Source organism: Actinomadura sp. NPDC048032, assembly GCF_040653175.1.
Classification (GTDB): Bacteria; Actinomycetota; Actinomycetes; order Streptosporangiales; family Streptosporangiaceae; genus Spirillospora; species Spirillospora verrucosospora.
This window is the reverse complement of the sequence record NZ_JBEZJP010000009.1, coordinates 1-24,783: the sequence shown is the minus strand read 5'-3', so window position 1 is coordinate 24,783 and position 24,783 is coordinate 1. Positions and strand designations below refer to the sequence as shown.

The following is a 24,783-nucleotide window of genomic DNA, read 5'->3' as shown; positions in this document are numbered from 1 at the left end:
GTCAGGCTTCCTTTCCGTAGAGGCTGCAGGCCGTGTCGGCGAGTTCGGCGACGACGTCGCCGTCGGCTCCAGAGGGCCCACGGTCCAGACGTCGCGAAACGAAGCCGTCGGGACGGACCAGGAGGGCGGCTCCGCCCTGGCAGGCACCGAGGACGCGTTCGCGGGCCACTCGCCCGCGCACGGGCAACCTGGTCGGCCCCAGCCCGCCGCCGAGGTGGTGCACAGTCACCTCCACGTCGTCGTGGTCGCCGGCCGGCTGCGGGACGTCGACGACCATCGGGTGCAGCCCGTACGCCGCCCGCAGCCGTAGCGGGTGGCCTCCGCGCGCGAGGCTGGCGGGCAGGTCCGGCATCAGCTCTCCGGACCTGACGGCCGCACGGGACTCGATCGGGTCCGGGACAGTGAGCGAGGACATCGCGACCGGTTCGGGCCGGTAGAAGTGACCCGCGTCGACCCAGCGTCGGGCCGCCGGCACCCGCGTGGCGAGTGCGAGCGTGAGGTCGCGCCGCCAGCGTCCGCGCCTGGTCGTGGGTGCCATGAACGCGGCCGTGTCGGAGGTGACGGAGAAGTGGTGCCGGGCGACGGCGTGCCGCTCTTCGCCATAGGTCGCCAGCAGGGCCGGCGCGGCCTGCCCGGTGACGACCATGCCGAGTTTCCAGGCGAGGTTGTCGGCGTCGGCCAGACCGGAGTTGAGGCCACGTGCGCCATACGGGGCGTAGAGGTGCGCCGCATCACCTACGAGGAAGCAGCGCCCGACCGAGAACCGTGACGCCATGAGCTGTTTGAAGACGTAGGACGTGGACCAGGTCACCTCGTAGTCGTGGTCCCCGATGACGGCTCGGATTCGGCGGTCGAGCGTCCCGTCTCTGGCCTCGGACTCCAGGTCGGGCGGGTGCCCGACCTGGAAGTCGAGGTGCCACAGCGAGAACGGCTGGGGGTGGATCAGTGCCGTGCGGCCGGCCCCGGCCGGGGGATGGAAGACGAATCGGCGCTCGTCGGGGAACGGCAGGTCCGCCCGCACGTCGACGATCAGGTAGTGGTCGTCGTGGGCGTGGCCCTCGAACCGGACGTCCAGCTGCTTGCGCACGGTGGACCTGGCCCCGTCGCAGCCCGCGACGTAGCCCGCGTCGACGTGCACCGGGTCGCCATGTTCGTCCACGAGCTCCGCCGCCACGTGGGTCTCGTGCTGCACGAGGCCCCGGAAGGTGAGTCCGAGACGCAGGTCGACCAGCGGTTCCTCGTCCACCGCGTCGAGCAGCAGACGCTCGGTCTCGCTCTGCGGGAAGTTGACCGCCATCGCGTAGCCGGCCGGGTCGGGGACGGGGAACGGGTCGTGGCGGAGCTCCTTCGTGCCGACGAAGACCCGGGATCCACTCAGCCTGACACCGGTCCGCCCGATCGCGTCACCGACGCCCACCTTGGCCAGGATCTCGAGCGACTCCCCGTGCATGAGCACGGCCTTGGAGCTGAGCCTGATCTCACGGTCGGCAGGATCGACCACCGTGCTGGCCACGCCGTACCGGGCAAGGAGCAGCGCGAGCGTCATCCCGACCGGCCCCCTGCCGACGACGAGGACGTCGGTCCTCAGCGACGCCGTCACGACCGGAGCACCGCCCGTGCGGAGATCTCCACGAGGAACTCCGGACGGGCCAGGCCGGCGACGACCAGGAGCGTGCTCGTCGGCTTCACCGCCCCGGTGAAGCAACGCACCCGGGCCTCGTTGATGGCGAGCAGGTGGTTCCGGTCGATGCAGTACGTGGTCGTCTCGACCACGTCGTCCACGCTGCCCTGGGCTGCCGCCATGATCGCGGCCAGGTTCGCGAAGACCTGCTCGGCCTGGGCCTCCGGGTCGTCCATCCCGACGATCCGGCCCTCCGGGTCGAACGGGACGAGACCGGAGACGAACAGGTCACGCCCATGCCGGACGGCGTAGGAGTAGGCGAACCGCTCGGTCGGACCCGCCGGCAGCGCGGGCGTCGCTACGGCGATCGGCTCCGGCCCGCTCACCGCTCGCCCCCGGCCAGCTCGGCCCAGATGTTGCGCACGCCCCACCAGCGCGAGATCCCCACCTCGTCGGCGATCTGCGAGGCGGCGAGGTAGCCCGGGAAGCCGGTGATGTTCCCGCCGGGGTGCGCGCTGGAACCGGCCAGGTAGAGCCTCTCGACGCCGGGCACGGCGTGCCCCCTCATACCGGGGAACGGACGGTCGACGCCGCGCTGACCGGGACCGAACCAGCCGTGGAACAGGTCGCCGCGCTGCATGCTGGGGAACCGGCGCTCGGTGTCCAGCGGCGTGCCGGCGAACGCGCCGAGCAGGTTCGCCCCACCCAGGTTGGGCGCGTACCCGCGCCAGAAGTCCAGGACCGTCTCCAACTGTCGTTCCTTGTGGGTGTCCCAGTTGGCGGGGTCACCCCCTAGCGCGTACGGCGTTTTCTGCCACATGTACGCCGCGTGGTGTCCCGGTGGCGCCTGCGACGGGTCGTGCACGGTGGGACAGCCACCGATCAGCATCACCTGGTCGGACACGATGCCCCGGTCGGCGTTGTCGTACAGCCGCAGCACGTCGGCCGGGTCGTCCAGGCCGAGGAACGTCAGCCGTGCCTTGTTGATGTCCGGGTTGGCGGCGGCGGCGGTGTAGTCGGGGGCGTCCTTGAGGGCGACGTTGACCCCGAAGATCTGCCCCACCTTCTGATACTTGAAGTCCTGGGTCTTCTGGGTGAGCTCGGCAGGCGAGTCGTCACCGAGCAACTGGAGGAAGGTCTGGTGCGGGTTGAGGCTGCTGGCCACGAACTGGCGGGCGCGGATGAGCGACCCGTCCTCCAACTCGACACCGACCGCGCGCCCGCCCTCGACGACGATGCGGCGCGGGGTGGTCTGCTCCATGATGTGGCCACCGTGCGCGTAGACGTCGTGCTTGAGCGCCCGCGCCAGCGAGTACGAGCCGCCGACCGCGATCTCGCCCGGGACCTGGGAGGCCAGGAAGGTCGGGACCACGTTGCCCTGGTCGGGGACGTTGACGTCGACCTCGCGGATGACGCAGTAGTACAGGAGCATCGCCTTGACCGCGTCGCTCTCGAAGGTGTCCTCGATGAACTGGCGCGGCGACAGCGGCGCGTACTTCAGGTAGCGCCGGCCCAGCTCGGAGCCCCGGAGGATCCGGTCCCGCTTCTCGGGGCTGACCGCGGGAGAAGACATCTCGGGGCCCACGAGCTCGCGCACCACGTCCTGGTGCTCCGCGGCGATGGTGCGCCAGGTGCGGGCGTCGCGCTCGGAGAACTGGGCGATCGACTCCGCGGTCCGCTCCGGGGAGGCGTACCAGACGATGGCGCGCCCGTCGCGCTGGATGCTCGTGATCGAGGGGTCCGGGGCGACGAACCGCACCCCCCAGTCGGCGAGCTGAAGGTCCTTGAACCAGGGCGATGACGTCACGCCCTTGAGCGACACCGCATGGGTGCCATGGAAGAAGCCCGGAAGGGCGTTGTCCTCGGGGGTCTGCAGGCCGCCACCGGCATGCTGGCCCTTGTCGATCGACAGTGTGCTCAGGCCGGTCCGGGCCAGGTAGGCCTGGGTGATGAGTCCGTTGTGCCCGGCACCGATGATGATGCCGTCGTACTCTTTCTCGTAGCCCACGGGGAGGTTCCTCTCTTCGGGCGTCAGCGGTTGTCGTAGACGGTGCGGTCGCCGACGCGGGTCTGGAGGACCCGGATCGAGCGAAGGTCCTCGGGACGGGTGGCCAGTGGGTCCCTGTCGAGCGCGACCCAGTCGGCCAACTGCCCCGGCACGAGGGCGCCGCGCTCGTGGTCCGCGAAGGCGAGCCACGCGGCCGAGGTGGTGTACATGGCGAGGGCGGTGGCCACGTCGACGCGCTGCTCCGCTCCGGCCACGCCCCTTCCGGCGACCAGCCGGGTGACGGCGTCGTGGATGCCCGCGATCGGGTCTGTCGGGGTCAGCGGCGAGTCGGAGCCACCGGCCACCACCACTCCGGCGTCGAGCCAGGAGCGCAGCGGGGATGCGGCGTCCGCCACCTCACGCCCCCACATCTCGGCGAGACGCGGGGCGATCCAGGTGTGCATCTGCGGCTGGGCGGCCAGCCCCATCCCGAGGGCGGCGGCGGTACGCATGTTGCCGGCGGTGGGTCCGAGGTAGGCATGGATCAGGGAGCAGCGCAGCCCGGCCACCCGGGTGCGCGGGGCAGCGGCCAGTGCGGCCAGTGCCGCGTCGACGGCCAGTCCACCGATCGCGTGGATGCCCAGCGACCAGCCGGCCCGGACACACTCCTGCACGATCAGCGCTAGCCGGTCGGCCGCCACGATGCGGGTGCCGTGGTCACAGGTGCCGGGATAAGGGTCGCGCACCCAGGCGGTGCCCATCGAGACGACGCCGTCGAGGAAGACCTTGATCGCGCCGTACCTCAGCCAGGAGTCACCACTGCCGCTGGGGCCCGCGAGCCCGGCCAGCCAACCGGCCACATCGTCGTCCGACAGGTCCGGCTCCAGGACCGGCATCATCGTCGTACGGACGGTGAGCGCACCACGGTCGCGCGCCGCGGCGTACGCCGCCCGCTCCGGGGCGGTCAGGGCCGGGTCGATCACAGCGGTGACACCGCGACGGTGGTACTCCTGCTGCACGTCCGTGAGCGCCCGCAGCAGCTCGCGTCGCGAGGGTTCGGGCACCAGTCGCGAGACGAGGCGCATCGCGGGCGCCTCCTGGAGTTCACCTGACGGCTCGCCGTCGGGGCGACGGACGATGTGGCCGCCGGCCACGTCCGGACTGCCCGCGTGGAGGCCGGCGGCCTGCAACGCCCGCGAGTTGACCGAGGCGGCGTGCCCCAGGCGGGGCAGGTAGACCGGCACGTCGGGGCAGTACGCGTCGAGTTCCTCACGGTCGGGCATCCGGCGTTCGGCCAGGTCCTCGACGAACCATCCCTCGCTCGAGGTGATCCAGGGCAGGTCCGGATGCCGCGCGGCGTACTTTCTCAGGCGGTCGCCGATCTCGGCGATGCTCCGGCTCCCGGACAGGTCCAGGGCCCCGTGCCGCATCCCGGTCCAGAGCATGTGGTTGTGGCTGTCGGTGAATCCCGGGAGCACCGTGGCCCCGCGCAGATCCAGGAGCTCGGCCCGAGCCGAGGCGAGCCCGCGCACCTGGTCCCACTCCCCCACGGCGGCCACGCGACCGTTCCGGCACAGCAGCGCGGAGCCCTCCGGATGCGCGGTGCTCATCGTCCGTACGGTTGCGCGAACCAGGGTCTCGGAAGGGGTCTCGCTGGGCATACGAGGACGCTAGAGCGGCGACTGGTTCGGAGCACAGACCACTGCCGCACTGTCCGACCAGACCAGTTTCGCCCTCACAGGCTCATCCCACCGTCCACCGGCAGAACGACCCCGGTCAGGTAGTCCGACGGGCCGGTCACCAGGAACTCCAGCACGTCCGCGCACTCCTCGGGGCTGCACAGCCGCCCAAGGGGGATGGTCGACAGCGCCTCCTCCATCCCGACGGCACGGATCTTGGCGAGCACGCGTTCGGTGCCGACCGCCCCAGGGACCATCACGTTGGCGTTGACGCCGTACGGCGCGACCTCGCGTGCGAGCGACCTGGTGTACGCGATCACCGCCGCCTTCGCGGCCGCGTAGTGGGCGTAGCCGCCATCCGCCCGTGGCCGCAGCGCCGCGACCGACGAGACCGTCACGATCTTGCCGCGACCGCGCGCCGCCATCCCCGCGGCGAGCGGCCCGCAGATGTTCACGACGGTGGCCATGTTGGTCTCGTAGGCACCGGAGAACGCCGGCCATCCGGTCCGCGTCGGCGAGTTCTCCCACATCTCGCCGGTGCCGCCCCCGGCGTTGCAGACGCAAACGTCGACGGGCCCCCATGCCTCCGCGACGCGTTCGAGGACGGCCTCGACCTCGTCGGCGACCGTCAGGTCGCAGTCGACCCTCCACACGTCGGCTTCTCCGACGCCGCCGGCAGGTGGGACGGGGTCGTGCGTCCGGTCGATCGAGACCACGCGGGCGCCGCGCGCCGCGAGTCGCTCGACGAAGGCCAGCCCCATCCCCCGTGCACCACCGGTCACGACCGCGATCCGTTCGTCCAGGCTTCTCGCGTCGGCGGCCGGCGCGCTGCTCCCGCCCATCAGTAGGACGCCCGTCCACCCGACACGTCGAGCACGGCTCCCGACGTGAACGTGCAGGCAGGGGAGCACAACCAGGCGATCGCCTCGGCCACCTCCGCCGGCTGCCCCAGTCGCCCGAGCGGTGTCCGTTGCAGCACGTAGTCCATGAGCCCCTCGGCTCGCTTCGTCATCTCGGTCTCGATCACGCCAGGGGTCACACAGTTGACGAGCACACCCATCGGGCCCAACTCCCGCGCCAATGCCTTCGCCAGCCCGATCACACCGGCCTTCGACGCGCTGTAGGCGACGCTGCGCGGGTTGCCTTCCTTACCCGCCACCGAGGCCACGAGGACGATCCGTCCCCACCGCTGGCTCGCCATCCGCCGCGCGGCCGCGCGGGACAGGTTGAGGCTGCCGGCGAGGTTGACCGCGAGGACCTCGGCCGCCTCGTCCGGCGACGTCTGATCGAGGGTGGCGTCCGGGCCCGGGACACCGTGGCTGGCGACCACAACGCCGAGGCCGGGCGGAGACTCCGCTGCGAGCGCGACGAGGTCCTCGACCGCCTCGTGATCCCGGACGTCGACCCGATGCCCGCTCGCGCTGCAGCCGGCCTCGCGGAGTTCCTCGACGACCGCGGTGCAGTCCGCCCGGTCCGCGAGCAGGAGCCGGTGCCCCCGGGCACCGAGCAGCCGCGCGGTCGCAGCCCCGATGCCCCCGGCGGCGCCACTCACGAGGGCCACTCCCCGAGCATCGGCCGCGTCCATCGGTTCACCCGCCATGGTTCCCACTCCCACCTGCCCGCCAACGACTCCAGAGCGATCTTGGATACATATTACATAGAGCAAGGTGAATCGTCCCTGAATCATTGACACTCCGCCCGTGCGACTCCTATCTTCTGGATACATTTCATGGGAAGGACCGTCCATGCTCACCTGGCCCCTCCGCGCTCGGCGCCTCATCCCTCTCGCCTCTATCGCCGCCGCCTCCGTCGCCCTCTCCAGCTGCGGGAGCACAGGCCCCCAGTCGGCCGGTGGGTCCGCCGTCACCTTCGTCTCCAACGGCGGCAACCTCCAGGACGCGCAGGAGGCCGCCTGGCTCAAGCCCTATGCCAAGGAGACGGGCGTCTCGGTCGTCCAGGACGTCGGATCCACCGACTACGCGAAGATCAAGGCGATGGTCGACTCCGGCCGCGTCACCTGGGACCTCCTCGACGTGGCGGGCGATTTCGGAGCCGACGCCAAGACCCAGGCCCTGCTGCAGCCGCTCGACTGCGCGGTCATCACATGCGCCGACGGCGACAAGTACCGTGTGCCGCTGCACACCTGGGCCGCGGTGCTGGCCTTCAACGACAAGTCCCTCAAGGGCAATCCCACGTCCTGGAAGGACTTCTTCGACGTCAAGACTTTTCCGGGCAAGCGGGTGGTCTGGAAGGAGCCGGTGGGCACCGGGTTGCTCGAGGGCGCGCTCCTCGCCGACGGGGTGGCGCCCAAGGACCTGTATCCGCTCGACGTCAACCGGGCGCTCGCCAAGCTCAGAACCATCAAGGACAGCATCATCTGGTCGGCGAGCCCCACCGAGACCATCGAGGCGCTCAGCAGTGGTGAGGCCAGCATGGGCCTCACCTTCGCGAGCCAGGTGTACGCCGCCGTGAAGAACGGCTCGCCACTCCACGTCGTCTGGGACGGCTACGGCCTCGGCGGTGACTACCTCGTCGTCCTCAAGGGCGCTCCCAGCACGGAGCAGGCGATGAAGCTGGCCGCCTACATCACCTCGGTCGAGCACAACGCGGACCTCTCGAAGATCTACCCGGTCGCGCCGGCCACCACCGGTGCGACCCCGGACCCGAAAGCGCCGACCTACGCCTACCTGCCCGCCGGCAAGGGCGGCACGTCCTACCGCTTCGACGACGCGTTCAACGCGAAGCAGTACGAGACCGTGTCCCACCAGTTCGTCGAGTGGCTCCAGAAGTGACCAGACGGTCCGCACGCAGGGTCGGCTGGAACTGGCTGGCCGTCCCTGCGGTCGCCTTCCTCGGGGTCGCCTTCTTCTGGCCGCTGCTCGACATGCTCCACATCAGCCTCACCGCCCCGGGGCCGGAGAACTACAAGTTCTTCGGCAAGTCCCCGGTCTTTCTTCGCTCGTACCTGACGACGTTCCGGATCGCGGTCGTCGTCACGGTCCTGTGCCTGGTGATCGGCTATCCATACGCGTACGTCATGAACCGCGCGAAGGGCCACACCGCCATGGTCCTGACGTTCTTCGTCCTGCTGCCCTTCTGGTCGAGCATCCTTGTCCGCACCTATGCCTGGACCGTGTGGCTGCAGGACACCGGTGTCGTCAACTCGACACTGCGGTCCGCAGGCCTCACCACCGAGCCCGTCCAAATGATGCGCAACGACATCGGCACCGTCATCGGCATGGTGCACGTGCTGCTCCCGATCATGGTGCTGACCCTGTACGCCGGGATGCGGCGCGTCGACGTGACGCTCGTGCCGGCCGCCCACATCCTCGGGGCCCGGCCGTTCGCCGCCTTCCGGAAGGTGTTCCTGCCGCTGACGGTGCCGGCCGTCTTCTCGGGCTGTGTGCTGGTCTTCGTCATCTCGCTCGGGTTCTACCTGACCCCCGCCATCCTGGGCGACCCCGCCGACGTGATGGTCAGCCAGCTCATCGTCGAGCAGACCACGAGGCTGCTGAACTTCGGCGTCGGCAGCGCCCTGGGCATGGTCCTGCTCGGCGCCACGCTCGGCGTGCTGGCCCTCGCCAGCCGGGTGGTGTCGCTCGACCCGACCGGACGGAGCAAGTCATGAGGATCTCGGCCGGAACCGTCGCCCTGCGCACGTGGACCGTCCTGGTCGCCGCGTTCATGGTGATCCCGACCCTGGTCATCGTTCCGATGGCGTTCACCGAGAGCTCCCGGCTCAGCTGGCCGCCCAGGGGCTTCCAGATGGGCTGGTTCCAGATGCTGCTGACCGACCCCGAGTGGCGTGCCGCCACTGCCACCAGCGTCTCGGTCGCCCTGTGGACCGCGCTGACCGCCACCCTGCTGGGCGCGCTGCTCTCGCTCACGCTCGTGCGGGGCTCGTTCGCCGGACAGCGCACCCTGAACGTGCTGATGATGAGCCCGATGATCGTGCCCGTCGTCATCGTGGGCGTGGGCTGCTACTTCGCCTACGTCCGGCTCGGCATCGCCGGCACGACCCTGGGCCTGGTCGCGGCTCACACAGCGCTCGCGCTGCCGCTTTCGGTCGTCTCGATCTCGACGAGCCTCCGCACGATCGACCCCGACCTGGAGCGCGCGGCGGCGGGACTCGGCGCGCGCCCCGTCACGGTCTTCCGGCGGATCACGCTCCCCCAGCTGGCCTCGGGCCTGGCGGCGAGCGCGATCTTCGCCTTCATCACCTCATGGGACGACGTGGTGGTGGCCGGCTTCATCACCAGCCCGACCGTGCGCACGCTGCCCGTCGTCATCTTCAACCAGTTGCGGACCGGCCTCGACCCCACGGTGGCCGCCGCTGCGACCCTCCTGATGCTCGTCACCACGGTGGCGCTTCTCGCGCTGGGCATCGGCTCATTCCTGCGTACGAGGAGACGAACGTGACGTCCATGCAGAGACGCACCAGTCCGGCCGTGGTCTCGACCAGCGGCGGCCACCTGCGGCTGACGGGAGTCGGGACGACCTTCGGGAACGTCACGGCCCTGCGGAACATCGACCTCGACGTCGCACCGGGGACCTTCCTCACCCTGTTGGGCGCGTCGGGCTCCGGGAAGAGCACGACGCTCAACGCGATCACGGGTTTCGTACCGCCCGATCGCGGCAGCGTGACCCTCGACGGACGCGACATCACCTCGGTCCCGCCGCACCGGCGAGAGATCGGTATGGTGTTCCAGAACTACGCGTTGTTCCCGCACATGAACGTCACCGACAACGTGGCGTTCCCGCTGGAGGTGCGCGGCGTCCCCAAGGCCGAGCGACGACGGCGCGCCGCCGAGGTACTCGAGCGGGTGCACCTCGACGGTTACGGATCGCGCCGACCGCACGAGCTGTCCGGCGGCCAGCAGCAGCGCGTCGCGCTCGCGCGGGCCATCGCCTTCGAACCTCGCCTGCTGCTGATGGACGAGCCCATGGGCGCCCTGGACAAGAACCTGCGTGAGGCACTCCAGATCGAGATCGTGCGGCTCCATCGCGAGCTGGGCGTCACCATCGTGTACGTGACCCATGACCAGGAGGAGGCCCTGGCGATGAGCGACAGCATCGCCGTCTACCGGAACGGGGAGATCAGCCAGCTCGGCACCGCGGAGGAGCTCTACGAGTCCCCGGGTTCGCTCTACGTCGCCGAGTTCATGGGCGAGTCCAACGTGTTCCGCGGCTCGGTCTCCGAGCACCGGGACGGACGCGTGATCGTCTCCCCGTACGGCATCACCGGCCTTACTGCGACGTCGCCGGACGGCACCGGTCATCCCCTTCGGCCCGGTGGCCAGGTCGCGCTCATGGTCCGTCCTGAGCGGATGCGGGTCGAGCCCGACCACGGACAGGAATCCGCCCCCGGGCACAACACGATCTCCGGGCTGCTGACCAACGTGATGTACCTGGGCGCGAGCGTCAAGTACTACGTCCAGCTGAGCTCCGGCGAGCACCGCCACGTGCGCTCGGCCGCGGACACGCGCCGGGATCTCGCGGTCGGCGACCGCGTACGGCTGACCTGGCGGGTCGGCGACGACGTCTTGTTCACCGACCTGGAAGAGGGCCGGGTCCATGGCTGAACCCGCCCAGGAGATCCTCGGCTACCCGTCGGTGTGGTCGGTGACGCCGGGAGGGACCGTCGCGTTCCACGTCAGCTGCGCTTCCAGCTACCACGCGGAGATCGTCCGGATCACGCGCGGCGGCCCCCGCACGGACGGCACGCCCGACGTTCTCGACTGCCTTCCGGTCGGGGCCGACCTCGACGGCGAGTACGCCGGCCGGGTGCAGCCGACCCGCCCTGGCTCGGCGATGACGGCGCCCATCGCCGTAACGACCGCGGCCGCCCTGACGCTCCAGTGTTGGGTCTACCCCACGCTGTCGACCGGTCAAGACCAGGGCGTCGTCGCGCTCCCGGGAGGCCCGGCGCTGCTGCTCGACGCCACCGGGGCGGCCACGGTCCGCTGCGGCGACCTGGTCGTGAGCACCGGCGCCCCCCTGCTGCTGCACCACTGGCACCTGCTGACCGCAAGCGTCGACCGCAGCAGTGGCACCGTGGCCGTCGTCTGCCGGCGGCTCAGAACCTACGCGGGCGTCGACGACGTCGCGCGCGCGACCGCCGAGGGGGCCACTGGGCCGGCCTGGCAGATCAAGGGCGACCTGCTGGTCGGCCGCTTGGGGGTCGACACGTCGGGCCGTGCCGTCGGCAGCTTCAACGGGAAGCTGGAGGCTCCCCGGCTGTGGGCCGGCGCCGCAGCGGTCGACGAATTCGATTCCCTGTCGGGCGATCCGGCCTCCGCCGGGGGCCTGACCTTGATCGGTTCGTGGGATCTGGGGCGCGACCCGGACAGTGCGCGCGTCGTCGACGCCTCCGGCCACGAGGCGCACGGACGCCTGGTCAACGCGCCTCTGCGGGCCGTCACCGGTCACCTCTGGGACGGCACTGCGATGTCCCCGGCCGAGGAGCCGAGCCACTACGCCGCGGCGCACTTCCACGACGACGACCTGGCCGACTGCGGCTGGGAGGTGGACTTCTCCTGGCAGGTACCGGCGGACACACCGAGTGGCGTCTACGCCGCCCGGTTGCGGTCGGGGACGGCCGAACGACACGTGCTGTTCTTCGTCCTACCCGCGCCGGGCAGGCCCACGAGCGATACCGTTCTGCTGGTGCCCACCTACACCTATCTCGCCTACTCCAACTACCGCCTCGACCTCAACCGGGCGGTGGAGCTGACCGGCAGACCCGTCGGGGAGCTCCACGAGGTCGACGCGATCCTCACCGAGCGTGGCGATCTCGGTCTGTCGCTCTACAACCGCCACCGCGACGGCAGTGGGACCGCCCACGTGTCGCGACTGCGTCCGGTGCTGTCGATGGAACCGAGCTATCCGTGGTCCCTGAGCGGTGGAGGAGGCTGGTGCCTCAGTGCCGACCTCTACCTGGTGGACTGGCTGACCGTGGCCGGCATCGACGTGGACGTCGTGACCGACGAGGACCTGCACCGCGAAGGCGCCGACCTGCTGAACGGCTACTCCACGGTGCTCACCGGCTCCCACCCCGAGTACGTGACCGAGCAGATGCTCGACGCCCTGTCGGGTTATCTCGACGACGGCGGGTCGCTGATGTACCTCGGCGGCAACGGCTTCTACTGGGTGACGACCGTGCTGTCCGACCGGCCCGATGTGATCGAGCTGCGGCGCGGCCTGGCCGGTACGCGTGCCTGGAGTAGCGAGCCCGGCGAGGAGCACCACACCAACGGTGAGCGTGGTGGCCTGTGGCGTCACCGCGGGCGCGCGCCCCAGCGGCTGGTCGGCGTGGGCTTCACCGCTCAGGGCGGCGACTCGGCGTCCTACCGGTTCGAACCCGACGCCCAGGACCCGCGCGTCGGGTTCGTCGTCGCCGGAGTGGACATCGAGGCTCCGCTGGGCGACTACGGCCAGAACATGTCCGGCGCGGCCGGGGCGGAGATCGACCGGACCGACGTGTCGCTCGGGACCCCGCCCGGCACGTTCGTGCTGGCCACCTCGCGAGGCCGACATAGTGACATGATGCAGCGTGCGATCGAAGAGGTCCCGGCCATGAAGCCCGGTCAAGGCGGGTCCGAGTCCGCCGAGGTCCGCTCCGATGTCGTCTACTTCGAAACGGCGGCAGGGGGCGGAGTCTTCAGCACCGGCTCCGTCAACTGGATCGCCAGTCTCTCCCACCAGGACTACGACAACGGGGTCGCCCGGATCACCCGGAACGTCCTGGACGACTTTCGTCAGCGCGCCGCCGGTGAGGCCTTGTGAGTGGGTCGGCAGAGTTCCCTCCCCGCGAGCCGGGCGAGACGATGGCCACCTACGCCACGCGGGCTCTCCGCACAGCCATCCTCGAGGGCCGTCTCGCCGCCGGCGCACGGATCGGCCAGGAATGGGTCGCCGAGGCGCTCGGCGTCAGCCGCATCCCGGTACGGGACGCGCTGAGGAATCTGGAGAGCGAGGGACTGGTCCGGCTCTCCCCCAACGTCTCGGCCCGCGTAGCCGACATGGACCTCCAGGAGTTCGTCGAGGTCTACCTCATGCGCGAACGCCTCGAGCCGCTCGCGATCGAGCACAGCGCGGTCAACCTGACCGATGCCGACATCGCCGAACTCGAGGAGCACTGCCGCGAGTTCGAGCAGGCCGTGATGCCGGAGCACGGCAGCCGCGATCTGGAGCGCGCCCTGTCGAGCGACCGGGCGTTCCACCTCGCCAGCATCAAGGCTGCCGGCATGCCGCGCCTGCAGCGCCTGGTCCAGGACTTCTGGAACTCCTCGCAGCACTTCCGGCGCGCCTACATGGGGGTGGCGACGCCCATCGACCGTGAGGTCGTGATCGCCGAACACAACTTGTTGATCGACGCCCTGCGCCACCGCGACGGTGAGCGGGCCGGCACCCTGCTGCGCCAGCACATCCGCTACACCCGGGTCGCGCTGATCCGTCACCTCTCCGCCACCGGGCAACCGCAGGAGCCCTCTTCGGACGACTGACCCTCGGCGGAGTGCCGCCCGCCTCCCGACGGGACGTCCAAGGTGGGGTTCCTGTCAAAGAACCCGGCGGGCCTGAGCGTGAACCCGGTGTGGTCCACCGGCATCACCGGCCAGTCCTCGGTGCGCGGGAAGTGCGTCAGTCCGAAGGTGTGCCACACCACGATGTCCTGGCCGTCGATGTCGCGGTCGGCCGCGGCGTACGCCGGGAGCCCGGCACCGCCCGGGTGCCTGTTGACGAAGTCTCCGGCCGCGTACTTCTCGCCGGGCGCCGCGCGGGTCACCCACAGGTGCCGCGTCGCGAAGGCCGCTCGCCGGGCGATGGACGACGACGGGTCGGCGAGGAGCGTCGGTTGGCCTTCGGGGTGCAGGGCGTAGGCCACCGGCTCGCCCACCCGGTTGAGGGAGTTCGGGTTCACCACGTGCCAGGTCCTGCCGGTGGAGGCGTCGGCGAACCGCTGCGCCTCGGACTCCCGCGTCAGCGGAGTGCGGGACCGGGTGAAGGCGTTGCCACGAGGGTTGGCGGGGCCGACCGGCATCCGCACGGCCTCGACCTCCTCGACCCGGTTGGTCGGCCCGTCGACCGCCATGTGGAGACGCGCGCAGAACAGGTGCTGGTGGAACGGCGCGCCCAGGCCCGGTGCGATCTGTGCCGTGTGGCGGCAGTCCGGGTCCCGCACGGCCGACGTGAACACGATGCCGGTCGCCTTGGCCTCGAACGCGATCGTCCCGTCCAGGTAAAGGTAGAAGTAGAAGCCGTAGTCGTAGTTCCCGACGGTGGTGAAGAAGGAGACGACCATCCGCCGGTTCCTGCGCGTCTCGCTCGACAGGGCCCACGGGTCGCTGTGCTTCCACAGCACCCCGTAATCCTCCTCGTGGAGACAGATCGCGTTCTTGATGACGTGCGGCTCGCCCTGCGCGTCCGCCACGACCGCGTCGAGGTAAGTGATCTCCCCGAGGCAGTCGCAGCCCAGCTCGAGTGAGTTCGCGTAGCGGCCCACCAGGTACTCGCCGGTGTCGAAGTAGTTCTGCCAGGACCGGACCGGTGAGGGGTCGCCGTAGGGGACGACCATCTCGCTGATGGACGCGCGGTGCAGCACGGGTCGCAACCGGCCCTCGTCGCGGAACCCGACCTGGTGCAGGATCAGTCCCTCGCGGGCGTCGAACCCGAGCCGCAGGTCCCAGTTCTCCCACTGCAGGTGGCGGCCGGCCAGGGTGAAGCTCGGGCCTTCGGGCTGAGTGATCAGCAAAGGACGCTGTGAACTGCGCGGCGGCTCCTCGCGGAGATGGTAATTCCCGTCGTCGCCGTCGGGGACGTCGACGGCGCCCTCGTCCAGTACCTCGGTGACCCGGCGCGCGACGATGTCGACGAAGGCGACCAGGCCGTCCACCGGATGCGCCCAGGCGTGGTCGTCGGGATGCCGCTGCTGGAACGCCAGCGCACGCAGGATCCGTCGCCCCTCCTCCTCAAGATCGTCGAAGACGCCTGCGGACAGGGCCGCCGCGCGCACCTGGTCGGGTCGCAGGCCCCGGCGGGCCAGTGCCGTCACCCACCGGTCGTCCTCGGCCAGGACCCGCTCCGCGAGCTCGTACTCCTCGTCGAGCACCGGCGACTGTCCCTCCGTTGCCGCGTCGAGGATGCGCTCGCTGAGCACTTCCGCGTCGGTGACCGACACCAGCACATCGCGGTCCTCCACCCGCGTGGTCTCGTGCAGCACAACCCGTGCCCGGCGCTCGGGGCGAACCTCGGCCTCGAGCTCGCCGCGCGTCGGCTCGTCGAGTCCGACGTAGGCCACGCGCACCGAGGCGGTCAGCAGGCCCGTCTCGAGCAGCGTCCGGGTGACCTCACGCAGTTCGTCCTCCGTCAGCGGGTCGAGCGGATGGGGCTGCGCCGCGTCGTGAACGGTCACGATGACCTCCTCCGGTGCGTTGGATACATTTTCGGCATCCGGTCTCACATTCGCGCAGTTCGGAGACTGAATCTCGCATCAATGTATCCAAGTTGCCAAGGCTTGGGCTAGTGTCTCTGGCCATGAGTTCCGAGACGCGACCAGCCGAACCCGCAGCCCCGCCCCCGGCGCCCACGCGTCACGGCGGGCACCTCGTGGCCGAGATCCTCGAGCGCAACGGCGTGACCCACGTGTTCGGCCAGGACTCCCCGGAGTGGCTGTTCGAGGCCCTCGGGGACAGCCCGGTCACGGCGACGGTCATGCGCGACGAACGCAGCGCCGGCTTCGCGGCGGACGCCGTCGCCCGCGCCACCGGGCGACCGACCGTCGCCACCGGCATCCACGGGCCCGGCGCGATGAACCTTCCGATCGCCCTGCTCGAGGCGAAGGCCGCACAGAGCCCGGTCATCGCGCTCGTCAGCGGCGTGGAGACGCACCTCCACGGGACGGGCGCCTTCCAGGAGACCGACCAGGTCGGCATCGTCACACCGTTGGTGAAGTTCGCGGCACGAGCCGCCCGGCCGGAGGACGTCGAGCCGACGCTCCAGCAGGCCATCGACGTCGCCATGACCGCCCCTCGAGGCCCGGTTCTGGTCGAGCTTCCCAACGACGTGATGAAGGCCGACGCGCACCGGGCACAACCGGTCGATGAGCCGGCCGTGGCAGCCTCCCCCGTGGCCGCGGCGTCCACTCTCGACCAGGCGGTCACCCTCATCGAAGCGGCTGCTCGGCCCGTCCTCCTCGTCGGCAACGGTGCGCGCCAGGCCGGCGTCGGTGCCGGTGTCACCGAACTCGCCGAGCGGCTCGGAGCCCCCGTCTGCACGACCGCGATGGGTCGTGGCTGCTTCCCCGAGCGGCACCCGCTGTACGCCGGGGTCGCCGGCTTCATGTCGTACCGCGAGGACGGTTCCGGCTGGGTGGCCAACGAGGCCCTGCGTTCCGCCGACGTGGTCGTGGTTCTCGGCTCGGCCATGGACGGGGCCACCACCGACCTCGGCCGGCTGCCCGGCCCCGCATGCAGGGTGGTCCGGGTCGACGTCGAGGACGTCGGCTCACGATTCGCCGCGCAGGACGTGACTCTGGTGCGTGACCTCGTCGAGAAGACGCTGCCCCAGTTCCTCGAGCGGCTCGCGACGACCCCGCGCGACCCCTGGATGGACCTGCCGGCACGCTGGGACCAGGTGCGGGCCCGCCAGCAGGCCGTGGCCGCGGATCCCGTGGACGTCGGCCTCCACCCGGCCCGGCTGTTCCGTGAGCTCGGCGCCCTGCTCCGGCCCGAGGACCTGGTCGTGTGCGACGCCGCGTACAGCAGCGTCTGGGCGTTGAGCTATCTCGCCCAGGGCGAGCACTTCGACCAGATCGTCTACGGGCGCGCCGCCGGGACGCTGGGCTTCGGCTTCCCCGGCGCGATAGGCCTTGCCAGGGCCCACCCGGGCCGTCGGGTGGTCGCCCTGGTCGGCGATGGCGGGTTCGGTTTCGGCTGGGGCGAGCTCGAGACGGCCCGGCGCCACGACTGCGACGTCACCTGCATCGTGCTGAACAACGGGGCCTTCGCCTACCAGCGGCTCTGGCACGACCTCAACGAGGGCACCTCTCGCGACCTGGACTTCGTGGACGTCCGTCACGACCTGCTGGCCGAGGCCGTGGGGGTGTCCGGGCACCGCGTCGAGGCCGCGGAGGATCTGCGACCTGCCCTCGTCGCCGCACTCTCGACCGATGGACCGACGCTCGTTGACGTCGTCGTCCCGGTCGACACCCTGCCTCCCTTCGACATGATGCGCCACGTGGGGGTCTGATGACGCGCCTGACCTACGACTCCGCCTTGAGCCTCCTTCCGGCCACCGTTCCCCCGTCGGGCAGCGGCGTCACGCACATAGAGGAGACCCCGCTGGCCGACATCGCCGCGGAGTTCGGCACACCGACCTGGGTCGTCTCCGAGCGCCAGCTCGAGCACAATCACGGCGCCCTGCGCGCGGCATACGACGCCATCGACCAGCGGGTCGAGATCGCGTTCTCGATGAAGGCGAACAACAACCGGGCCGTCATCACCACCCTTTGCCGCAGCGGTGCCCTCATCGACGCGAGCTCGGAGTTCGAGGTGACGGCGGCACTCGACGCAGGTATCCCGGCCGCGAACATCATCGTCAACGGCAATGGCAAGTCGGCGACGTACCTCGACCTCGTCGCCCGGATCGGCGTACACCAGGTCAACGTCGACTCCCTCGCCGAGGCCGAGCGACTCTCCGAGGCCGGACGACGCCACGGTCGCGTCGTGCCATGCGTGGTGCGCGCCAAGTTGCGGTACAGCCGCCTGCTGGCCCAGGACCCCGCGTACGAGCGCACGCTGCGGGTGGCGGAGGCCAAGTTCGGGTCGAGCATCCCGACCGGAGCGGCCGAGACCCTCGTCACCCGGATCGCGGAAGACCAATGGCTCGACTATGTCGGGCTCTCCCACCACGCCGGGTTCGCCGGCTACCGCGCCGACTTCGATGCGCAGCGCCAAGTCATGCACGTCCGGGAATGCGCCCGCGAACTCGCCGCGTTCGCGGCGCACCTCAAGGCAGCGCGGGATATCACGACCCGGCGCATCAATCTGGGGGGCGGCCTGCGCCAGGGCAGACGTGTCCTGCTCAGCACCCCGGGCAACGCAACCGATGCCGAGCTGCGCGACCTGCCGGACGTGCGTGAGCACGCGCAGGCCCTGGCCGCAGGGCTCCACGAGGGCGGCTGGCCCGACGTCGTCGTACAACTGGAGTCCGGCGGCTTTCACGTAGGTGACGCGGTCACCCTGCTGACGCGAGTCCAGGACGTCAAGGACGTCGACTGGTTCAGCAGCCGCCGCTTCGTCACCGTCGACTCCGCGGCCACCATGTTCATGACCCGGTCGCTGACCCGGGCCGGTCACGGCATCGTCGTTGTCGGAGCCACGTCGTCGGCCCCGCATCCGACGCCGGTCGAAGTCGTCGGCCCCACGTGCTCGTACGACTCCATCGCCGAGGACATCGAACTTCCCGACGTAACGCCGGGGGATCTCCTGCTGGTCCTCAACCAGGGCGCCTACTGCGAGACGGCCTCGACCCAGTTCAACGCGATCCCCCGACCCGCCACCGTCCTCGTCCGCGGAGCGAACCCGGTGCTCGCCCGTCGTCGCGAGGAGGCCGCGGACGTCTTCTCCCGCGAGCTGCTCCCCGCACTCGAACCCGACACCCACTCCATCACCCCGGGAGACCACCCATGACAGTGCTGCAGGATGAGGTCAGTGCTCGCGCCTTCGCCGTCCGCATCTCCGAGGAGACCCCGCGTGACCGGCGCGGGGTCAACCTGCTGAGCGACGCGCTCGCGGAGCGCGGGATCGTCGCCGAACGTGTGGAGGGCCGCGACGGCCCGTACCGCAAGACCGACTGGGAGGACGACCTGCGCGACTCCGCGGCCGTCTTCCAACAGGCCGCCGACCACGTCCGGACCGCGGTGACCAGTGGCCGACGCTCGGTTGTTCTGTCGACCGACTGCTCCATCGCGATCGGCACCTTTCCCGCCGTCCACGCAGCCCGCCCCGAGGCCAAGGTCGTGTGGTTCGACTCCCACTCCGACTTCGACACCCCGGTCACCACCAGCGGCGGCTTCCTGGGCTGCATGAGCCTCTCCGGTGCCTGCGGCGTGTGGGACACCGGGCACGGGGAGTTCCCGCTCGAGCAGGCCATCCTCGTCGGTGCCCGCTCGCTCGACGACGACTTCGACATCGCGGGCCAGCGCCAAGCGGAGGCGAGCGCGCTCACCATGATCCCGGTCGCCGAGGACACGGCCGAGAGGGTCGTGGCTGCGATCGGCGGTGCTCCCGTCTACGTGCACATCGACCCGGACGTGCTCGACGTGAGCGTCAACCCCGTCTGGTACGGCCGCGACCGGGGCTTCGACTACGAACAGGTCCTCACGGTGCTCCGGGGGATCGCCGACGCCTCGGACGTCATCGGGGTCGAGATGACCGCGCTGCACAGCCCGGACGACCTGGGGTGGCGGCGTCGGGTGACCGAGTTCGAAACCGACTGCGTCTGCACCCTCCTCGGCGTCGACGCCCCGGGCGGTGTGGCATGAACTCCACGTTCGCGACCTTCAACCCCGCTACCGGCGAGCACCTTGCAGACGTGGCCCTCACCTCTGAGAACGACCTGGACAACGCGGTGGACGCCGCGACCGAGTCGCTGAGGCACGGTAGCGCTTGGCGCATCATGACACCCGCCGCGCGGGCCCGGGTGCTCTGGCGGATCGCCGAGCTCGTCGAGGCCCACGCCGCTGAGCTCGCCGAGCTCGAGACCCGTGACCAGGGACAGCCCCTCGGCATCGCTCGACACGTCTCAGTCGCCGCGACCGCCGAGCACTTCCGCTACTTCGCGGGCTGGGTCACCAAGATCACCGGCGAGACCAACCCGGTGTCCATTCCCGGCGTGCTAAACTACACGACGCGCGAACCGGTCGGAGTCTGCGGCCTCATCACCCCGTGGAACTTCCCGCTGATGATCGCGGCGTGGAAACTGGCTCCGGCGCTGGCCTGTGGCAACACCTGCGTCATCAAGGCGGCGGAGCAGACCCCGCTCACCACGATGCGGCTGGTGGACCTGATGGCCGAGGCCGGCGTGCCGACGGGCGTCGTCACCGTCGTGTCCGGAGGCCCGGAGGTGGGCCGGGCGATGGTGAGCCACCCCGGCATCGCCAAGATCTCGTTCACCGGCTCGACCGACGTCGGCCGCGAGATCGTCCGCGCGAGCGCCGACCACTTCAAGCGCGTCTCGCTCGAACTGGGCGGCAAGACACCGGTAGTCGTCTTCGACGACACGCCGGTGACCGAGGCCGTGACCGGAATCGTGCAGGGCGCCTTCTTGAACTCCGGCCAGGTGTGCGCGGCGTACTCCCGTGTCTACGTCCAGCGCAGGATCGTCGACGAGTTCGCCGATGGCCTGGCTGCGGCTGTCTCTGCCATGCGGCTGGGCGACGGCATGTCGCCCGAGACCGACCTCGGGCCTCTGGTGTCCGCTGACCACCTCACCCGGGTAGAGAGATATGTCCGCAGCGGCCTCGAGGACGGGGCGACCCTGGTGGCCGGTGGGGAGCGCCCTGACCATCTCTCCGACGGCCATTTCCTGACCCCTGCGGTCTTCACCGACGTCACCGACACCATGCGGATCGCGCGTGAGGAAGTATTCGGCCCCGTCGTGGCCGTCCTCCCGTTCGACGACGCCGACGAGGTCACCGCTCGCGCGAACGACTCCCGCTACGGCCTGTCCGCCTCGGTGTGGACCCGCGACGTCGGCCGGGCCCACCGGACGGCTGCGGCGCTGGAGGCCGGCACGGTGTGGATCAACATGCCCAACCCGCCCGACGCCGCGGCCCCCTGGGGCGGCTTCAAGTCCTCCGGCTGGGGACGCGAGATGGGGGCCGCGGCCATCGACCTCTACACCGAGACCAGGAGCGTCATGCTGAACACCCAGTGACCACTCCCCCTGGCCTCGTGCGGCGCCAACCAGCTTCGTCCTCCTCGCGTGCTCAACCGCCCACCTCCGCCCCTACCTGACCGGCGCCGTCGGCAGGATCGCCGCCCGAGATGGCGAGTGCTTTGCGTCCGGGCGTCGCGGCGGGACGGGCTTCGTTCTCGAGATCGTGGTAGCCCGTGTAGTTGAACGCCTTGATCACACGGATTCGGACAGGAATGCCCGCACGGTCTCGCTGGAGGAGGTGCGCGGGTCGGTGAGGTCGTCGCGGATGCCGTCGGTCTCCCATCAGTAGTTCATCGCGTCGACGACGAACTTGCCGCGCAGAGCGGCGGGGATGCGTCGAACGTCAGCCGGAGAGCGCGGCAGGACGACTGGAACGACGCGGCTCAGGTCTCGTGGCATCAGTGCCAGGGGTCGGCGGCCGGTTGATCGAGGTTGCCGTGGGCTTCGGCCGAAAGGTCCTGGCCGTCGGCCCAGGTTTTGAGCCGGTTGGCGTAGGCCTGCTGGATCATCGGATAGAAGCCCTGGCCGAACAGCACCCGCAGGGGCGGGGCGTCGGAATCGACGATCTTGAGGAGGGTACGGGCAGCGGCGGCCGGGTCGCCGGCGGGCTGCTTGCCCGCGACCTGGGCGAGGTGCCGGCGGAGGCTCTCGTAGGCCGGGTCGGGCTCGGCCATGTGACCGTTGGCGAGAGGGTCGGGATTCTTACCGGACCTGGTGGCGAACCCGCCGGGCTCGACCACGGTCACCTTGACGCCGAAGCCGGCGACCTCACTCGCGAGAGCTTCGTTCAGGCCCTCCACCGCCCACTTGGAGGCGTGGTAGGCGCCGCCGAGCGGCATCGCGATGAGGCCGGCGGCCGAAGACAACTGAATGATGTGCCCCGAGCCTTGCTCGCGCAGGTAGGGCAACGCGGCCTGAACGACCCACACTGCGCCGAAAAGGTTGGTCTCCATCTGGTCGCGCAGATCCTGCTCGGTCAGCTCCTCGACCGCGCCGACCTGGGCGTATCCGGCGTTGTTGACGATGACGTCCAGGCGGCCGAAGTGCTCCGCGGCCCGCTTCACCCCCGCGAAGACCGCGGCCCTGTCGGTCACGTCCAGCGCGACCGGCAGCACCGCGTCGCCATAAGTGGCGACCAGCCCTTCAAGGCTCCCGGTGTTCCGAGCGGTCGCAGCGACCCTGTCACCGCGGGACAGTGCGGCCTCGACGAAGTTGCGGCCCAGACCACGGGACGAACCGGTGACGAACCATACCTTGCTCATGATGAGGTTCCGTTCCTTCGATGTGCCTGTCGGCCACCAGACACCGACAACCCGATCCCCGTTACGCGGCGACAGGGTGACCTGCGCCACCACGCTTTACCTGCGGTCAGTTTCGCGTTTATGTGCGCGAGCGCACCGAGGGATGCTCAGAGTGGGCGGGTGGCCGTCAGGACGGCCGCCGACCGCTTTTGCGTCGCATTCATGTGGAGCCGCACATTGCGCACCGCACAACGGCGGCTCGCAACGTCTTCGTCCCCTCTCGAACGTGATCACGCTCCGTCCGGACCGGGAACTTGCTTTTCTCGCGACGTCAGTGCGGTGCGGTGGAAGCTGAATGCGGCCGATCCGGCGACGCGGTCGCGTGATCGTGAAGCGGGACGGGCCCGGTCTGGGGCGGCCCGTCCCTCGTTCCTTCACGCTCAGGGTTTGTGGCACTCCGCGCTGATCGGAGCCATGGTCATCTCGACCTCAAGCATGTTGACCTGGTCCGACTCGCCCATCTTCTTCAGGCGCGGCCCCGCCGCCTTCACCGCGTCGCTGCCGGTATAGCGGGAGGCGACGTCGCCCAGATCCTTCAGGGAATCGAACACGCCTTTGTTCGAGAACGGATGCGGCCGCGTGTATTCCAACAGGAAGTGCTTGTAGGCCGAGCACAGGTCGTCCACGTCGGTCGGTCCCGTGTCGGCGCACCCTGCCACCAGCGCCGTCGGCAGGAGAACGGCGGCCGCTGTGAGCACGCGCACGCTCCTCACCGGTCATCCCTCCCCGCGATAGTGACGTCCGCCAGGTCCATGTCCTGTCCCGACTTGATATGCGGCGGGACGTGCCGCGCGTCGTCGTCCATGTGTGCCCCCATTTCCCCACCGGAGAAGCACGACTTTGAACAACGCGGACGGAAGCCGCAACGGCCCCTCCGGCGCCCCGACCCGCCTCTCCGGACCTTCGCAGGTCGCAGGCGGGATCGGGGTGCATCGGTCGAACGGAATCGACCGCCCTGTGCCTCATCTGAGCCACAGCCGGAACCTGAGGAGGAATCGCGCGGGCACGGTCGAGGCCGACAAGGCGCAGGTCCGCAGCCGGGCACCTGCTCGGACACGGTGTGCGCGCTCCTCGCCCGGGTGGGAACGCGGGTGTCGCCCGGTGATGATGGCGCTTCGCACACGCGCACAGAACGGGGATCTAGTGAAGGACGCGAATACCGGACGGATCAAGGATGGCTGGAACCTCGTATACGGCGACTCCCCGGCGCCCGATTCTCCGGTATCCGATTCTCCGGCGCCCGCTTCACCGCACCCGGCCCTCCCGAAGCCTGTTCGGACACCGGACCGCCGTGTCCGCACCGTGCTGGTCGTCGCCGACGAATGGTTCCCGGCACGCGGTGGCCTCAGCGCCCTGAACCGCTACCTCTGCCGGGCCCTGGCCAGCGCGGGTGTCGACGTGTTCTGCCTGGTCTCTGGCCTGACCGAGGACGAACGACGCGATATGGAGGACGCCGGGGTGCGTCCGATCATCGCGCTGCGGGCGCCTGGCATGACCGAGCGCGAGGCGCTGGTCCGCAGGCCGGTGCTGCCGGACGGTGTCGAGCCCGACCTGGTCGTGGGCCACGGCCGGGTGACCGGGCCAGTTGCGAAGGCGCTCGCCGAGGACCTCTTCGGAGGCGCCCCGCGCCTCCATCTCATCCATATGTCTCCCGAGGAGATCGAGTGGCACAAACTCGACGGTGACAGCGAGGCGGGCACCAGGGCCGCGGAGCGGACGGCCATCGAACTCGGACTCGCCGCCGGCGCGGCCGCGGCGGTTCCGGTCGGACCGCGCCTGTACGAATGGATCGTGCGCGACCTGGACGACGGCATCACCCCGGTCGTCCCGCTCGACCCGGGCTTCGACCAGGTCGGCCCGGACGAACGTGCGGTGCCGAAAGGCGAACGGCGACCGCTGATCATGATCATGGGGCGGATGGGCGACGCCCGGCTCAAGGGCGTCGAGCTCGCCGCCAGGGCGGTCGGGCACGCCCGCCGATACGCTCCGGACGCCGACGACTGGGAGCTTCTCGTGCGCGGAACCCCTGCCGAGACCGAGGCCGAGACGCGCAAGAAGGTCGTCGGCTGGATCGGCCACCGTACGGCGCGCGTGATGGTCCGGGCTTTCGATCCAGACATCGACGCGGTCCGGCGGGACCTGCGCCGGGCGAGCCTGCTGCTCATGCCGTCGCTCGTCGAAGGGTACGGGCTGGTCGGTCATGAGGCGATCACCATGGGGACCCCTGCTCTCGTCAGCGAGCACAGCGGCTTGGGC

At 70.2% G+C, this 24,783-nt stretch carries 21 protein-coding genes; 11 read left to right on the top strand and 10 right to left on the bottom strand.

Annotated features, from left to right (window positions below; genetic code table 11):
* Position 1: 1 nt before the first annotated feature.
* The 6 genes from AB0C69_RS02780 to AB0C69_RS02755 all read right to left on the bottom strand — a co-directional run bounded on the left by AB0C69_RS02780 (position 2) and on the right by AB0C69_RS02755 (position 6,887).
* Positions 2 to 1,600 (bottom strand): FAD-dependent monooxygenase, encoded by a 1,599-nt coding sequence (locus AB0C69_RS02780; protein ID WP_360348897.1) that lies wholly within the window; start codon positions 1,598 to 1,600, stop codon positions 2 to 4.
* The gene (locus AB0C69_RS02775; RefSeq protein ID WP_345174129.1) at positions 1,597 to 2,007 is read right to left on the bottom strand and encodes a Rid family hydrolase; all 411 of its coding nucleotides are present in this window, start codon (positions 2,005 to 2,007) and stop codon (positions 1,597 to 1,599) included. Before AB0C69_RS02775 ends, AB0C69_RS02780 begins: the two co-directional genes overlap by 4 nt.
* Positions 2,004 to 3,629 (bottom strand): NAD(P)/FAD-dependent oxidoreductase, encoded by a 1,626-nt coding sequence (locus AB0C69_RS02770; protein ID WP_360348894.1) that lies wholly within the window; start codon positions 3,627 to 3,629, stop codon positions 2,004 to 2,006. The genes AB0C69_RS02775 and AB0C69_RS02770 overlap by 4 nt, the downstream gene beginning before the upstream one ends.
* Positions 3,630 to 3,652: 23 nt before the next feature.
* Positions 3,653 to 5,218, bottom strand: a complete 1,566-nt coding sequence (locus AB0C69_RS02765) for an amidohydrolase (RefSeq protein WP_360348891.1) — start codon at positions 5,216 to 5,218, stop codon at positions 3,653 to 3,655.
* 125 nt (positions 5,219 to 5,343) lie between these two features.
* Positions 5,344 to 6,129, bottom strand: coding sequence for an SDR family oxidoreductase (locus tag AB0C69_RS02760; RefSeq protein WP_360348888.1), 786 nt, complete (start codon positions 6,127 to 6,129; stop codon positions 5,344 to 5,346).
* On the bottom strand, positions 6,129 to 6,887 hold the full coding sequence (locus tag AB0C69_RS02755) for an SDR family NAD(P)-dependent oxidoreductase (protein ID WP_360348885.1): 759 nt from the start codon (positions 6,885 to 6,887) through the stop codon (positions 6,129 to 6,131). The genes AB0C69_RS02760 and AB0C69_RS02755 overlap by 1 nt, the downstream gene beginning before the upstream one ends.
* Before the next feature lie 145 nt (positions 6,888 to 7,032).
* Here AB0C69_RS02755 and AB0C69_RS02750 point away from each other — a divergent pair, with 145 nt between their 5' ends.
* Genes AB0C69_RS02750 through AB0C69_RS02725 form a run of 6 tightly spaced genes read left to right on the top strand, consistent with a single transcriptional unit; the run spans position 7,033 to position 13,791 of the window.
* Positions 7,033 to 8,079 carry an ABC transporter substrate-binding protein gene (locus AB0C69_RS02750; RefSeq protein ID WP_360348882.1) on the top strand — a complete coding sequence of 349 codons (1,047 nt, stop codon included), beginning with the start codon at positions 7,033 to 7,035 and terminating at the stop codon, positions 8,077 to 8,079.
* Complete coding sequence (locus AB0C69_RS02745; RefSeq protein WP_360348879.1) at positions 8,076 to 8,915, top strand: ABC transporter permease; 840 nt, start codon at positions 8,076 to 8,078, stop codon at positions 8,913 to 8,915. The genes AB0C69_RS02750 and AB0C69_RS02745 overlap by 4 nt, the downstream gene beginning before the upstream one ends.
* Positions 8,912 to 9,706, top strand: a complete 795-nt coding sequence (locus AB0C69_RS02740; protein WP_360348876.1) for an ABC transporter permease — start codon at positions 8,912 to 8,914, stop codon at positions 9,704 to 9,706. The genes AB0C69_RS02745 and AB0C69_RS02740 overlap by 4 nt, the downstream gene beginning before the upstream one ends.
* 5 nt (positions 9,707 to 9,711) lie before the next feature.
* Positions 9,712 to 10,869: an ABC transporter ATP-binding protein gene (locus AB0C69_RS02735; RefSeq protein ID WP_360348873.1), complete on the top strand. Its 1,158-nt coding sequence runs from the start codon at positions 9,712 to 9,714 to the stop codon at positions 10,867 to 10,869.
* Positions 10,862 to 13,072 carry a N,N-dimethylformamidase beta subunit family domain-containing protein gene (locus AB0C69_RS02730; protein WP_360348870.1) on the top strand — a complete coding sequence of 737 codons (2,211 nt, stop codon included), beginning with the start codon at positions 10,862 to 10,864 and terminating at the stop codon, positions 13,070 to 13,072. The genes AB0C69_RS02735 and AB0C69_RS02730 overlap by 8 nt, the downstream gene beginning before the upstream one ends.
* A gap of 41 nt (positions 13,073 to 13,113) precedes the next feature.
* Positions 13,114 to 13,791, top strand: a complete 678-nt coding sequence (locus AB0C69_RS02725; protein WP_345174143.1) for a GntR family transcriptional regulator — start codon at positions 13,114 to 13,116, stop codon at positions 13,789 to 13,791.
* On the opposite strand, the gene AB0C69_RS02720 is transcribed toward AB0C69_RS02725, so the two are convergent.
* The gene (locus AB0C69_RS02720) at positions 13,743 to 15,698 is read right to left on the bottom strand and encodes a primary-amine oxidase (protein ID WP_360348867.1); all 1,956 of its coding nucleotides are present in this window, start codon (positions 15,696 to 15,698) and stop codon (positions 13,743 to 13,745) included. The two genes, AB0C69_RS02725 and AB0C69_RS02720, sit on opposite strands and share 49 nt — an antisense overlap.
* Before the next feature lie 122 nt (positions 15,699 to 15,820).
* Here AB0C69_RS02720 and AB0C69_RS02715 point away from each other — a divergent pair, with 122 nt between their 5' ends.
* Genes AB0C69_RS02715 through AB0C69_RS02700 form a run of 4 tightly spaced genes read left to right on the top strand, consistent with a single transcriptional unit; the run spans position 15,821 to position 21,223 of the window.
* The gene (locus AB0C69_RS02715; protein ID WP_360348864.1) at positions 15,821 to 17,533 is read left to right on the top strand and encodes a thiamine pyrophosphate-binding protein; all 1,713 of its coding nucleotides are present in this window, start codon (positions 15,821 to 15,823) and stop codon (positions 17,531 to 17,533) included.
* A complete protein-coding gene (locus AB0C69_RS02710) occupies positions 17,533 to 18,975 on the top strand; it encodes a hypothetical protein (protein WP_360348861.1) in 1,443 nt (480 codons plus the stop codon). The genes AB0C69_RS02715 and AB0C69_RS02710 overlap by 1 nt, the downstream gene beginning before the upstream one ends.
* Positions 18,972 to 19,829: an arginase family protein gene (locus AB0C69_RS02705; RefSeq protein ID WP_360348858.1), complete on the top strand. Its 858-nt coding sequence runs from the start codon at positions 18,972 to 18,974 to the stop codon at positions 19,827 to 19,829. Before AB0C69_RS02710 ends, AB0C69_RS02705 begins: the two co-directional genes overlap by 4 nt.
* Complete coding sequence (locus AB0C69_RS02700) at positions 19,826 to 21,223, top strand: aldehyde dehydrogenase family protein (protein ID WP_360348855.1); 1,398 nt, start codon at positions 19,826 to 19,828, stop codon at positions 21,221 to 21,223. Before AB0C69_RS02705 ends, AB0C69_RS02700 begins: the two co-directional genes overlap by 4 nt.
* A 52-nt stretch (positions 21,224 to 21,275) precedes the next feature.
* Here the strand turns inward: AB0C69_RS02700 and AB0C69_RS02695 are convergent, their stop codons facing one another.
* The 3 genes from AB0C69_RS02695 to AB0C69_RS02685 form a co-directional block, all read right to left on the bottom strand.
* Positions 21,276 to 21,422 (bottom strand): hypothetical protein, encoded by a 147-nt coding sequence (locus tag AB0C69_RS02695; protein ID WP_360348852.1) that lies wholly within the window; start codon positions 21,420 to 21,422, stop codon positions 21,276 to 21,278.
* A gap of 202 nt (positions 21,423 to 21,624) precedes the next feature.
* Positions 21,625 to 22,578, bottom strand: a complete 954-nt coding sequence (locus AB0C69_RS02690) for an SDR family NAD(P)-dependent oxidoreductase (RefSeq protein ID WP_360348849.1) — start codon at positions 22,576 to 22,578, stop codon at positions 21,625 to 21,627.
* Between the two features lie 329 nt (positions 22,579 to 22,907).
* A complete protein-coding gene (locus AB0C69_RS02685) occupies positions 22,908 to 23,225 on the bottom strand; it encodes a hypothetical protein (protein WP_360348846.1) in 318 nt (105 codons plus the stop codon).
* A gap of 445 nt (positions 23,226 to 23,670) precedes the next feature.
* Here AB0C69_RS02685 and AB0C69_RS02680 point away from each other — a divergent pair.
* Positions 23,671 to 24,783 (top strand): glycosyltransferase family 4 protein (locus AB0C69_RS02680; RefSeq protein WP_360348843.1); only part of this gene is annotated, 1,113 nt, incomplete at its 3' end.

Bases quoted from the DNA above. Each gene is read 5' to 3' on its own strand.
- AB0C69_RS02765 (WP_360348891.1), bottom strand. From the start codon at position 5,218: ATGAGCACCGCGCATCCGGAGGGCTCCGCGCTGCTGTGCCGGAACGGT.
- AB0C69_RS02760 (WP_360348888.1), bottom strand. From the start codon at position 6,129: ATGGGCGGGAGCAGCGCGCCGGCCGCCGACGCGAGAAGCCTGGACGAA.
- AB0C69_RS02755 (WP_360348885.1), bottom strand. From the start codon at position 6,887: ATGGCGGGTGAACCGATGGACGCGGCCGATGCTCGGGGAGTGGCCCTC.
- AB0C69_RS02750 (WP_360348882.1), top strand. From the start codon at position 7,033: ATGCTCACCTGGCCCCTCCGCGCTCGGCGCCTCATCCCTCTCGCCTCT.
- AB0C69_RS02740 (WP_360348876.1), top strand. From the start codon at position 8,912: ATGAGGATCTCGGCCGGAACCGTCGCCCTGCGCACGTGGACCGTCCTG.
- AB0C69_RS02735 (WP_360348873.1), top strand. From the start codon at position 9,712: ATGCAGAGACGCACCAGTCCGGCCGTGGTCTCGACCAGCGGCGGCCAC.
- AB0C69_RS02730 (WP_360348870.1), top strand. From the start codon at position 10,862: ATGGCTGAACCCGCCCAGGAGATCCTCGGCTACCCGTCGGTGTGGTCG.
- AB0C69_RS02725 (WP_345174143.1), top strand. From the start codon at position 13,114: ATGGCCACCTACGCCACGCGGGCTCTCCGCACAGCCATCCTCGAGGGC.
- AB0C69_RS02715 (WP_360348864.1), top strand. From the start codon at position 15,821: ATGAGTTCCGAGACGCGACCAGCCGAACCCGCAGCCCCGCCCCCGGCG.
- AB0C69_RS02710 (WP_360348861.1), top strand. From the start codon at position 17,533: ATGACGCGCCTGACCTACGACTCCGCCTTGAGCCTCCTTCCGGCCACC.
- AB0C69_RS02705 (WP_360348858.1), top strand. From the start codon at position 18,972: ATGACAGTGCTGCAGGATGAGGTCAGTGCTCGCGCCTTCGCCGTCCGC.
- AB0C69_RS02700 (WP_360348855.1), top strand. From the start codon at position 19,826: ATGAACTCCACGTTCGCGACCTTCAACCCCGCTACCGGCGAGCACCTT.